Raw genomic sequence first — 12137 nt, 5'->3', positions numbered from 1 at the left:
ATCTGCGGAAAGTCTGGTCATAACGGGTGTTCGCTGGTAAAAACACCCGATCCACGCCCGTTCAGTACCGAGACTTGATGACGATCCGGACTTCGCACCTCCGGGACAGGGCTTCATCGCGACAGGGTGTTCATCACCCTGACATTCGGTACCGGGAGAGCCGTCATGACGGTCGATCTGCTAATCAGGGACGCCTATCTTTATATTGATCGCGACTGGGAAGTTGCGAATGGCTGGCTGGCGGTCAAGGACGGTCGCGTCCACGCCATCGGTGACCGGGCCGAGGAGGCGCCGACGGCGCGGTCGGTGATTTCGGCCCACGGGCGGCTGGTCACGCCCGGACTGGTCAACGCGCATCACCATATGTACCAGAACCTGACTCGGGCCTACGCCCCGGTGACGAACGGTACGTTGTTCGAATGGCTCAAGGGCCTCTATCCGCTCTGGGCCGATCTGGATGAAGAGTCGGTCTATCTCTCGACCTGCGTGGCCATGGTCGAATTGCTGATGGGCGGCTGCACGACCTCGATGGACCATATGTACGTCCATCCCCGGCCATTCCTGATCGATGCGCAGTTTCGCGCGGCGCGCGATATCGGGTTCCGCTTCCATGCCACGCGCGGGTCGATGACGCGATCGGTCGAAGATGGCGGCCTGCCGCCGGCATCGGTGGTGCAGGACGAAGATACGATCCTGGCCGACAGCGAACGATTGGTGGCGGCCTTCCACGATCCGGCACCGGGCGCGATGGGCCGCGTGGCGCTGGCGCCCTGTTCGCTGTTCAGCGTATCCGAACGGATCATGACCGAATCAGCCCGCCTGGCCGAAAAGCACGATCTGCGCCTGCATACCCATCTGGCGGAAGATCCCGATGAGGACGCTTATTGTGCCGAAATCTACGGCTGCACGCCGACCGAGTATTTCGAGCGTGTCGGCTGGGCCAGCCCGCGTTCATGGGTCGCGCATTATATCTATCCCACGGGTGACGAGATCGACCGGCTGGCCCATGCCGGCGTCTGCACGGCGCAATGTCCCTGTTCGAACATGATGATCGGCGGCGGCACGGCCGACGCGATGGACATGCGGCGGCGCGGCATGCGCGTCGGGCTGGGCTGCGACGGGTCGGCATCGACCGACCATGCGTCGATGTGGCTGGAAACCCGCATGGCAATGCTGCTGGGTCGGTTCCGGCATGGTCCGCATGCCATGTCGGCGCGCGATGCGCTGGACATGGCGACACGCGGCGGCGCGGCCTGCCTGGGCTGGGAGGACGAGATCGGGCATCTGCGGCCCGGTGCCTGCGCCGATCTGGTCATCTGGTCGATGTCAGAGGTCGCGGCGGCCGGCGCGTTGAGCGATCCGGTCGAGGCATGGTTGCGCTGTGCGCCGGCCGTCGCGGGCACCACCATCGTCAACGGAAAGGTGCTGGTGTCGGATGGCGTGCCGGTGCTGGCCAATCTGGGCGACATCCTGCGCGATCATGCGCGGGAGGCGAGGCGGATCCAGCGGCTCGGGGTGTAAGGAGAAGGTCTTCTTTTTCTGAAGAAAAAGAAGCAAAAAGACTTTTGACCGTTCAGGGCCATCGTTTGTTCCCAGCACAAGGCTCCTGAACAGATCAGAAGTTTTTTGGTTCTTTTTTTCAAAAAAGAACAATGCGCGCGCGTCCCGTTAACGCCTCACGGCCCCTTGTTCGTTTCGCCCCCGATGGTACCGTGCCGCCAGACAGTGAGGTGACAGATGAACGGAAAAGGACACGGCCCAAAGGCCCTTGCGGCGATCGGGGTACTGGCGGCGGCCTTGTGGTCCGGCAGCGGGGCGCGCGCCGATACGGTGCCGGTCATGGTCATCCACGGCGGTGCCGGGGTGATCAAGGCCGATATGTCGATCGAGCGCCAGCAGATCGTGAAGGCGGCACTGGGGCGCGCCTTGCAGGCGGGGTATGCGGTCCTGAAGGCCGGACAACCGGCGAAGGATGCCGTGGTCGCCGCGATCCAGGTGCTGGAGGATGATCCGAACTTCAATGCCGGCAAGGGCGCCGTCTTTACGCATGACGGGCATAACGAGATGGATGCCGCGATCATGGACGGGGCGACCCTCCAGGCCGGGGCGGTTGCCGGCGTGTCGCATGTGCGCAATCCGATCACGCTGGCCCGCGCCGTCATGGAGCAGTCCAAGCATGTGCTGCTGATCGGTGCGGGGGCCGAGGCGTTCGCCCAGGCCCAGAAGATTGCGCTGGTGGATCCTTCCTATTTCTGGACCCAGCATCGGTGGGACCAGTTGCAGAAGGCGCTGAAGGAAGACGCGGCGCACACCCAGCATGCCGACGAGACGACCGACCGCCATTTCGGCACGGTCGGCGCGGTGGCGCTGGATCACGCGGGGCACCTGGCGGCGGGTACCTCGACCGGCGGCATGACAGACAAATTATGGGGCCGGGTGGGCGATTCGCCGCTGATCGGGGCAGGGACCTACGCCAATGCCGGCTGCGCGATGTCCGGCACCGGGTGGGGCGAGTTCTATATCCGCACCGTCGCGGCGCATGAGATCTGCATGCGTGTGACCGCGATGCATGAAACGCTGGATCATGCGGCACAGGATGTCATCAACCGCGAGATTCCGGCACTGGGCGGCGATGGCGGGGCGATCCTGGTCGATGCGCAGGGGAACATCGCGATGCCGTTCAACACCAGCGGCATGTATCGGGCCTGGGTAGGGCGCGACGGCGTGTCGCATGTCGAGATTTTCGGCAACGGCAAGACGTAGGGGGAGCCGCCGGTCATGAGACCGGCGTTCTCCGCACGGGTCGCTTCCTAAGGTGCTGCGTTGGCCGCGAACAGGGCGGATATGGCGGTCGTCGCCTCGTCCTGAATGCGGTGCAGATGGTCTTCGCTGACGAAGCTCTCCGCGTAGATCTTGTAGACCTCCTCGGTGCCGGAGGGGCGGGCGGCGAACCAGCCATTCTCCGCCACCACCTTCAACCCGCCGATTTCGGCATTGTTGCCGGGCGCGCGGGTCAGGGTCGCGCGGATCGGCTCGCCACCCAGTTCATGCAGCCCGACCTGCTCGGGCGTCAGCGATTTCAGCAGCGCCTTCTGCGGCGCCGTGGCCGGGGCGTCGATCCGCGCGTAATAAGGGGTACCGAGTTCGGCGGTCAGCTTGCGATAGGCGACGCCGGGATGGTGCCCGGTCCGGGCGGTGATCTCGGCGGCGAGCAGGCCGAGGATGATGCCGTCCTTGTCGGTGGTCCAGGCGGTGCCGTCCTTGCGCAGGAACGACGCGCCGGCGCTTTCCTCGCCCGCGAAGCCGAATCCGCCGTCGATCAGCCCCTCGACGAACCATTTGAAGCCCACGGGAACTTCGACCAGCCGGCGGCCCAGCCGGGCGGTGACGCGATCGATCATGCTGCTGCTGACCACCGTCTTGCCCACTGCCGCCTGGGCGCTCCAGCCAGGCCGGTTGGCGAACAGATAGTCGATGGCGGTGGCCAGGTAATGGTTCGGGTTCATCAGCCCGTCGGTGCCGGCGACGATGCCGTGCCGGTCGGCATCGGTATCGTTGGCGAAGGCCACGTCGAAGCGGCTACCCAGTTCGATCAGGCGCGCCATGGCATAGGGCGATGAGCAATCCATGCGGATCTGCCCGTCCCAGTCGGCCGTCATGAATGAGAAGGTGGGATCGACCACGGTGCTCACCACCGTGGCGTTGAGGCGATAGCGTTCGATGACCGGCTGCCAGTAGGCCACGGCAGCCCCGCCCAGCGGGTCGATCCCGATCGCGACATCGGCGGCACGGATGGCCTCCATGTCCAGCACCGCGCCCAAGTCGTCGATATAGGGGGTCATATAGTCGTGCCGATGCACGCAGGCGGCCCGCAATGCCTGTTCGTATGAAACGCGGCGCACGCCTGCAAGTCCGGCCGCGAGGTAATCGTTGGCCGCGCGTTCGACGATCTTGGTGATATCGGTATCGGCCGGGCCGCCATGGGGCGGGTTGTATTTATAGCCGCCATCTTCCGGCGGGTTGTGCGACGGCGTTACGACAACGCCATCGGCCAGGCCGCTGGTACGCCCCCGGTTGTAGGTCAGGATGGCATGGGAGATCACCGGTGTCGGGGTATAGCCGCCCTGGGCGTCTATGAAGGTTTCCACCCCGTTGGCGGCAAAGACCTCTAGCGCCGATTCCAGCGCCGGCTTCGAGACCGCATGGGTGTCGATACCGATGAAAAGCGGCCCATTGATCCCGGCGGAGGCGCGATAGTCGCACACGGCCTGGCTGACGGCGAGGATATGGGCTTCGTTGAAACTGGTATGGAATGGCGAGCCACGATGCCCGGACGTGCCGAACGCGACCCGCTGGGCGGGGATGGCCGGGTCGGGCTTCAGATCGTAATAGGCCGCAGTCAGTTTCGCGACATCGATCAGGCGCGAGGGCGGAACCGGTTTGCCGGCCAGTGGGCTGATCGTCACCATTCCTGTGTGTCCTTCCTGTATACGAGACTGTTCCGAACACACCGATTCCGGGCAAGGCTTACCCGAAGGAACTCCGCTCGGCATAATTCCGCGCCAGACATGCCCGAATCGCTGTTTCTGAAACCGTCTCTAAGTGTCGTGCCTCCGTCGCATGCTGGCGTGGCATCATTATGAAGCGCGATCGAAACGCCTGCCGGGGCATCGGGATGCGGTGCGCTACGGCAGGCGCTGGAAAAAAGCGCGCTCAGTGGCCGGCGGCGGTGCCAGATGCGTTGGAGGTGCCCGTGCCTTCATGCACGGTGGTCGACGGCGTGATCACGCGGTTCAGAACTTCGAACGACACGGCATCCATCGTCGTCACATCGACGGTATCGCCGACCTTCAGGGTCGGCAGCAGGGCCTGCATCGCCTTGGTGTGGACTGTGATCGTCTGGGTGGCGTTGGCCGGGTCGATGGTGGTGACGACGTTATGCGCCGCATCGACCGCTGCGATGCGTACCCGCTTGCGACGGAAGGAGACCATCGTGCCGTGGGGATGGCGGTTGGTTACGCCATGTGCCGAATTCACGGTCGATTCCGGCTGCGGGCTGTCAGCGGGCACGACATCGGCGCCGATGGTCTGGAAAAAGCGGATATTGATCCGGTCGCCCGGCTGGATATGGGGCAGGTTATGGACGGTGCGGGGAATATCGACCGTGATCAGGCCACCATCGCCGCCGCGCAGCAGCACTTCGCCCGAAGCGGGATCGATCGTCTCCACCGTCGCCTGGGTCACCTGGTTTCCGGTGATGACCGAAGCCTGGGCGTGGGCGCGCAGCGGCATGGCCAGTACCAGGGCGGCGACGGGCAGCAGCCGTGCGGACCGCGACAGGCGGTTGAGGAGGTGACGTGTGTTTGCGGGTGCCATCATGTCTGTTCCTGCTCTCTCATCCGATTTGGCGCGGCTTTGAAACTGATATTAAGAGACTGTTTTCAAAGTGTCGATGCCGGGCAGAAGCCCGGCTCGGTTGCAGCGGGATGGAGAGGGAGGCGACATGGCGCGCTCGGTCACGATTTACGGCATCAAGGCCTGCGATACGATGAAGAAGGCGCGGGCGTGGCTGGACGCGCACGGCGTGGCCTGCACGTTCCACGACTACAAGACCGGCGGCATTGCGCGCCCGGTGCTGGAAGGCTGGGTTCGGCAGGTCGGATGGGAAATCCTGCTGAACCGTTCCGGCACCACGTTCCGCAAGCTGCCCGATTCCGACAAGGCCGACCTGACCGAGGCGCGGGCCGTCAACCTGATGCTGGCCCAGCCATCGATGATCAAGCGCCCGGTGCTGGATGTAGACGGTGCATTGACCGTTGGGTTCATGCCCGAAACCTACGCTGCCATATTCGCCTGACGGCCACGGCGCGCCGGAGACGATCCGACGCGCCATTCCAGTCAGACTCGGCAGGAAAGTGTCGCGCGATCGTCAGGCAGCGATTTCGAACCCGGCATCCTCGACGGCCATGCGCAGGGCGGCGGGTGAGGTGAAGGCGGGGTCGTAGCTGACCGTGGCCCGGCCGGGTTCCAGCGTAACCTCGGCGGCGGAAACGCCGTCAGTCTGCTCCAGCGCCTTCTTGACCGAGTTAACGCAGCCATTGCAGGTCATGCCCGTGACGTTCAGCGAGAGCGTTTCCATCGTTCTGTCTCCTTGAAGGGGCGGGGTCGCCACGTCTCTCAGCTATGCGCTGACTCGGCCTGGCGCAAGGACGGCTTCCCGCGATTGAGCCCGGCGTTCAAGACGACCGAGGCCGAACCGGACGCGACTCGAAAACAGAACGTACCGGACAGGTCGTCCATCGCCCGGCCGTTGTTCCCCTCACTCGGCTGGGGCCGTGCGGGACTCGTCCACGAAGGTCTCGGTCGCATCGTCGATGGCGCGGCTGCGCCGTCCGGCGGGGTTATGGACATACAGCGCCTTGCGGTCGATCTTGTCCGCGACTTCGGGTTGCATGGGCATTTCGTAGCGCGGCTTGCGGCGGTGATCGGCCAGTTGCAGCTTGGGGTTGAAGACCGAATTGAACTTCCAGATCATCGTCAGGAAGTTGGTTTGCCCGCGCAGCGCCAGGCGCAGGGCGAGCCCCAGCGTATCCTTGATCGCGTTCCAGCCCAGATGTTTCTGGTTGAGCACCTGCTGGGTCTTGACCAGCTCCTCGTAGAATTCCTCCAGAGGCAGGGTGGTGGGCAGCACCGCGTGCTGGATATCGAACAGCCGATAATCCCGCGTCGTCAGGCGCCGGGCCTCGCGATGCCAGATTTCCGTGCCCGGATAAGGCGTGGTGACCGAGATGTTCACGATATCCGGAATCTCCAGGCACCATTGCCGGATGACCTCGAACCGCTTCCGGTCCCATGACGGGTCGGCGATGATGTTGATCGCGACGATCAGGCCCAGCGAGCGGGCGAATTCCAGGGCTTCGAAATTCCGGTCCAGCGATACCCGCTTGCGGAAATGCCTCAGCCCTTCCTCGTCCACCGCTTCCATGCCGATGAAGATGTAGCTCAGCCCCAGTTCCTTCCAGAACCGGAAGACCTCCTTGTTGCGCAGCAGCACGTCGGCGCGGGTTTCCAGGTAATATTCCTTGCGGATGCCGCGCCGCTTGATCTCCTCGCCGATCGCCATGCCATGTTCGGCATGGACGAAGGCCACGTCGTCGACGATGAAGATGCCCGGTTCGCGGATCGCCTCCAGTTCGTCGGCAATCAGGGTCGGGCTGGCGGTGCGGTAGGAGCGCCCGTAGAAGGTCCAGGCGCTACAGAACGTGCAGTCCCACGGGCAGCCGCGCGCGAATTCGATCGACGCCGCCGGGTCGAGCGTGCCGATGAAATATTTGCGGCGATGCCGCAGCAGGTCGCGCGCCGGGCGGATCGTGTCCAGCGACGGGACGAAGATCGGCGGCGGCCCTTCGCCCGTCAACGTCACCACGCCGGGCACGGTGGTGATGTCGCCGCCTTCCTGGCGTGTGTCGAGCAACCGCCCCACCGTGGCGTCGCCTTCGCCCTTCAGGATGCAGTCGATCGCCCCCTCGGCCAGTTCCAGGATGTCGCGGGCGATGAACGAGACCGAATGGCCGCCGACGAACAGGAACACGGTGGGCATGCGTGCGCGCGTCTCGCGGCACAGATCGACGATCTCCGGCACGTTGGCCAGGTAGTTTCCGGAAAAACAGACGGCGTGGGGGCGGAAATCCTCGATCATGCGCCAGTAGTCGCGGTGGGTTTCCACCTGCAAATCGATGATCTTCACCTCATGCCCGGCCTGTCGGGCCGCACCCGCGACCAGTTCCAGGCCCAAAGGCTCCAGCCGCAGGAAGACCTTGGTGTACATCAGGGCGCTGGGATGGACGGCGAGTATTCTCATTCTGACACCTCGTTTTTCGCCACCGGAGCGTGGCGGAATGAAGTGGCGGCCATGCCGAAAGGAGATGGCGGCGCGCGGGGGCTATCGTTTGTCGTGGACCTGAATATTTTTCCCAGATGGATCGGGGGCCGTCACCCGAATTGTGGGTAATGACACCTATGCATGAGAGGGATGAGGCCCTGTTCCGAGTCGGGCAGTCTTTGATTATTGCCGGATTCATGCGGGAATGCGGTTGGATATTGGTGCATGATCGGAGGATCATCGACGAATTCATGACGGTGTGAACGAGTCCTGCCATTCTGGCATGCGCCCGGCGCCCTATCGCGGGCGAACGATCCATGGCAAGCTTGTTTGAAACAAGGTGTCCCGATAGCGGTCCAATCAGGCGGTGTCGGGCACGAATCATGGTTATGGACGGCTCCGTATGGGGCTGCGGCGGTCGGAATGAAGCATAAGAACGGATCGGGTCTTGGTTGGGTTGCCGGTGCCGCAATCCTGCTGGCGGGGTGCTCGTCGGAAATCGGGCGCCGCCCCACGGATACCGACATCTCCTGCCTGCGGGCCCAGATGGGCGCGGAGCTGAAGCTGAGCTTTCCGCTGGCGGCGAATACCTGCCAGCGCATGACGGACCATAATTTCGTCATCGGCACGAAGAATCCCAAGCCGATACCGCTGAACCTGCACGGCGCCCCGGACCTTCAGACCCTGGCCGACCAGTACGGCTACAGCTACACCCGCTGACGGCCCGGCAGGGTTTTACCTGCCGAGCGACGAGACTGCCGGAGGGGTGGGGGCATCCGCCGGCAGGATCGCCGGCGTGGCGTGGCGCAGCCGGTCGATCATCCCGCGGGCAATTTCACGCTCGCCCATGATGACGGTATCGGCACCCAACCCCGCAAGATGGTCGACTTCGGCATCGGAGTGGGCCCGTCCGACGATCAGGATCGCCGGATTGAGCGCCCGAGCCTGCTCCACGACCTGCCCTGCTTCGAACGCTCCCGGAATGGCGACGATGATGCTGCGGGCCTTGGGAAGATTCGCAAGGCCGAGCACATCGGGCGACGCGGCATTGCCGACGATGACCTCGATGCCCAGGGCCTCCAGTTGCGCAATGCTCTGGTCGGCGTCTTCGATGACCAGGAAGGGCGTATGCGACGCCCGGAGCGCGGCCACGACGATCCCGCCCACCCGCCCGTATCCCACCACCACCACATGACCTGTCAGGGTGGTCGGCACGACATCGCCTTCCCGATAGGCCTCCTTCTTCGCCGGTTCGGAGAGTGCCGTCTCGACAGGGGGGGCGGATGAGGGCGAAAGGGAGGCGGTTGCGGCCCGGATGACCCGGGCTTCAAACGCAGGTTTGAGGATCCGCTCGCAGAAAGCAAAGATCAGCGGGTTCAGGATGATGGAGATGATGGCGCCCGCCAGCACCAGGCTGCGCCCCTCTTCCGGCAGCAGCTTCAGCGTGACGCCCATATCGGTCAGGATAAAGGAAAACTCCCCGATCTGCGCGAGGCTGGCCGAAATGGTGAGCGCGATCACCACGCCGCGCCGAAAGGCGATGACGATCAGAAACGCGGTGATCGACTTTGCGACCAGAATGATCGCAAGCGTTCCCAGCAGGGGTAGCGGGCTTTCGACCAGCGCCCTTGGGTCGAACAGCATCCCGACCGATACGAAGAACAGGACCGAGAATGCATCGCGCAGCGGCAGGCTCTCTTCCGCAGCGCGCTGGCTGAGTTCGCTTTCCGACAGGATCGTGCCGGCGAAAAAGGCGCCGAGCGCCAGCGAGACCCCGAACACTTTCGCCGCGCCGTAGGCCGTGCCGAGCGCGATGGCCAGCACGCCAAGCCGAAACAGCTCGCGGGACCCCGTATACGCAATGCGATGCAGCATCCATGGAATAAACCGGCGGCCGATCAGCAGCATCACCGCCACGAAAGCCCCCAGTTTCAGCACTGTCACCGCGAGCACGCCGCCCAGTCCGGGGTCGAAGCCCAGAAGATGCTCCATGAGCCGCACAAGCGGATCACGGACGACGCCGCCATGCCCTGCGGTGCTTGCCAGGGCGGGGATCAGCACCAGGGCCAGGACCGTCACCAGATCCTCGACGATCAACCAGCCGACGGCAATCTGGCCCCGTTCCGTGTCGATCAGGCGCCGCTCCTGCAGCGCCTTCAGCAGTACGACGGTGGATGCGACCGAGATGGCCAGGCCGAAGACGATGCCGCCGCCAGAGGACCACCCCAGGGCGATGCCCAGCACCCAGCCCAGCACCGTGGCAACACCGATCTGCGCCAGCGCCCCCGGGATGGCGATAAAACGCACCGCCAGCAATTCCCTCATGGAGAAATGCAGGCCGACACCGAACATCAGCAGGATCACGCCCAGTTCCGCCAGTTCCGGCGCCAGGGATTGATCGGCTACGAAACCGGGTGTGTGCGGCCCCACCACAACCCCAGCGACGAGATAGCCGACAAGCGGCGGCATGCGCAGGCGATTGGCGATGGCACCGAAAATGAATGCAAGAACGAGCCCCGCCACGATCGTGGAAATCAGGGGGGTGTCATGCGGCATGGCTGATTTCTCCGGACGGCTGCCGAAACAACGGCCCGCCCCCTCTTGGGGATCGGGAAGGAAGGGTCTTTATTTTGGACGATGATTGCCGCGGTCAGATCAGTCGGCGGCCACGGTCTTGATGCGCCGGAAGGCGGCGTCCGCCGCCTCTGCCACCATCAGGCCGATGACCATCATCGCGATCAGGGGGCTGGCATGCGGCATGGCCGGAAACTCCTCTTTCCAGGCATGACAATGGCTTGTCCCCACGCCGGGAGCACTCAATTTTTTTAGACGTTTTCGAGATGTGCGGTCTCTTGCTCCGACGGCGCCTGGCGGACGGGTCGCCTAAAATATCAAAGTGTTAAAGTGCATTGGCACGCGGTTGATATGCCAACGGCAGAAAGACGAGGGCACCGCGCGCGATACGACACACCGACCGCAACGAATGGGACAGACGGAAGAAAAGCCCGGTCAGAATAAGGATCTTCAAGAAAACCATTTCAGAATCTCCCCCATTTACACAATGAGGGCCATGCGGAAGAAGGCTTGGCCGGCCGCAGGGGCGTGCATGACGCGGCATCCAGCATTTCAAAGCATGTCAACACGCGCAGGGTTTTCGGGCTTATCCCGCCAGATCAAAAAGTACTTTTGATGAGTGCCGCCGATCGGTGGACGTCGCGAACGCCTGATCGAACGCCGCCAGCCCGAACCGATGGGTCACCAGCCCGTCCGCGATCCAGGGATTGGCGGCCAGCAGGTCGAGCGCCGCGCCGAATTCCGTGTCGAAGCGGAACGAGCCGCGATAATCCAGTTCCCGCGCGATGATCTGGCCGAGCGGGATGCCGACATCGCCGGGCGGAAACATGCCGACCTGGACCAGAATGCCGCCCTTTGCGGTGCAGGCGATCGCCGTCGGCAACGCACTGGCGGCCCCGGAGGCTTCGAACACGACGTCATGATCCGCCCGATAGGGTGCCGAGACGGTGTTGATGACGGATGTGGCGCCCATCCGGCGGGCGATCGACAGCGGAAAATCCTGAAGATCGGTGGTAATGATCGTCCCCGCCCCGGCGATCCTCAGCCCGGCCACGATCAGGGCGCCGATAGGCCCCGCGCCCTGAACCAGTATGGTCCTGTCCCGAACGTCTCCCGCGCGGCTAATGGCATGCAGCGCAACCGACAGCGGCTCGGCCAGGCAGGCACCGCGGACATCCAGGCCCGGCGGCAGCGGGTAGATCTGGCTGGCTGCCACGGTCATCAGGCGCCGGAACCCGCCATCCGTGTGGGGCAGCATGGCGGCACTGCCCAGAAAGCGCGTATCGTTGCATAGATGCCGCAGGCCCAGCCGGCATTCGCGGCAGTCTCCACAGGGGCGGGCCAGATGGATCGCAACGGGGTCGCCCGGCGCCAGCCCGCTGACGCCGGGCCCGGTTCGTTCGACGAAGCCCGAGATTTCGTGGCCGAGAATCATGGGCTCGCGCAAGACGGACGCGCCCACGCCACCATGTCGGAGATAATGCATGTCGGAGCCGCAGATCCCGCCCCATGCGACCCGCATCGTCACCTCACCGGTCCCAGGCGCGGTGACGGGTACCCTGTCCAGCCGCAGGTCCTCCCTGCCGTGGATCACGAGTGCTTCAGTCATGCATGAACTGTCGGACATCGAGGCAGTACCCTGTTGTGGGAGAGAACTCCGTCCTCGCGCGGGCATGAGAAA

At 64.2% G+C, this 12137-nt stretch carries 10 protein-coding genes; 4 read left to right on the top strand and 6 right to left on the bottom strand.

The annotated features are described in order from the left end of the window. Nucleotides 1–165 precede the first annotated feature (165 nt). On the top strand, nt 166–1521 hold the full coding sequence (locus ACMAUO_RS05070) for an 8-oxoguanine deaminase (protein WP_420355881.1): 1356 nt from the start codon (nt 166–168) through the stop codon (nt 1519–1521). Nucleotides 1522–1737: 216 nt separating this feature from the next. Continuing rightward, nucleotides 1738–2763 carry an isoaspartyl peptidase/L-asparaginase family protein gene (locus ACMAUO_RS05065; RefSeq protein ID WP_420355880.1) on the top strand — a complete coding sequence of 342 codons (1026 nt, stop codon included), beginning with the start codon at nt 1738–1740 and terminating at the stop codon, nt 2761–2763. Between the two features lie 47 nt (nt 2764–2810). On the opposite strand, the gene pgm is transcribed toward ACMAUO_RS05065, so the two are convergent. Beyond that, nucleotides 2811–4469 (bottom strand): phosphoglucomutase (alpha-D-glucose-1,6-bisphosphate-dependent), encoded by a 1659-nt coding sequence (pgm, locus tag ACMAUO_RS05060; protein ID WP_420355879.1) that lies wholly within the window; start codon nt 4467–4469, stop codon nt 2811–2813. A gap of 244 nt (nt 4470–4713) precedes the next feature. After that, nucleotides 4714–5379 (bottom strand): preprotein translocase subunit YajC, encoded by a 666-nt coding sequence (locus tag ACMAUO_RS05055; RefSeq protein WP_420355878.1) that lies wholly within the window; start codon nt 5377–5379, stop codon nt 4714–4716. Nucleotides 5380–5503: 124 nt separating this feature from the next. On the opposite strand from ACMAUO_RS05055, the gene ACMAUO_RS05050 reads away from it, so the two are divergent. Next, the gene (locus tag ACMAUO_RS05050; protein WP_420355877.1) at nt 5504–5857 is read left to right on the top strand and encodes an ArsC family reductase; all 354 of its coding nucleotides are present in this window, start codon (nt 5504–5506) and stop codon (nt 5855–5857) included. A gap of 72 nt (nt 5858–5929) precedes the next feature. Here the strand turns inward: ACMAUO_RS05050 and ACMAUO_RS05045 are convergent, their stop codons facing one another. Continuing rightward, nucleotides 5930–6139: a heavy-metal-associated domain-containing protein gene (locus ACMAUO_RS05045; protein ID WP_420355876.1), complete on the bottom strand. Its 210-nt coding sequence runs from the start codon at nt 6137–6139 to the stop codon at nt 5930–5932. A 180-nt stretch (nt 6140–6319) separates the two neighbouring features. Next, the gene (hpnR, locus tag ACMAUO_RS05040) at nt 6320–7861 is read right to left on the bottom strand and encodes a hopanoid C-3 methylase HpnR (RefSeq protein WP_420355875.1); all 1542 of its coding nucleotides are present in this window, start codon (nt 7859–7861) and stop codon (nt 6320–6322) included. A 444-nt stretch (nt 7862–8305) separates the two neighbouring features. Between hpnR and ACMAUO_RS05035 the strand changes: the two genes are divergently transcribed. After that, nucleotides 8306–8602 carry a hypothetical protein gene (locus ACMAUO_RS05035; protein ID WP_420355874.1) on the top strand — a complete coding sequence of 99 codons (297 nt, stop codon included), beginning with the start codon at nt 8306–8308 and terminating at the stop codon, nt 8600–8602. Nucleotides 8603–8617: 15 nt separating this feature from the next. Here the strand turns inward: ACMAUO_RS05035 and ACMAUO_RS05030 are convergent, their stop codons facing one another. Next, nucleotides 8618–10438 carry a cation:proton antiporter domain-containing protein gene (locus ACMAUO_RS05030; protein ID WP_420355873.1) on the bottom strand — a complete coding sequence of 607 codons (1821 nt, stop codon included), beginning with the start codon at nt 10436–10438 and terminating at the stop codon, nt 8618–8620. 604 nt (nt 10439–11042) lie between these two features. Continuing rightward, nucleotides 11043–12065, bottom strand: a complete 1023-nt coding sequence (locus tag ACMAUO_RS05025) for an L-idonate 5-dehydrogenase (protein WP_420355872.1) — start codon at nt 12063–12065, stop codon at nt 11043–11045. Nucleotides 12066–12137: the final 72 nt, after the last annotated feature.

The organism is Gluconacetobacter brunescens (genome assembly GCF_048695475.1).
Lineage (GTDB): Bacteria > Pseudomonadota > Alphaproteobacteria > Acetobacterales > Acetobacteraceae > Gluconacetobacter.
Note: the sequence above shows the minus strand (reverse complement) of the source record. Positions and strands in the feature narration are given on the sequence as shown.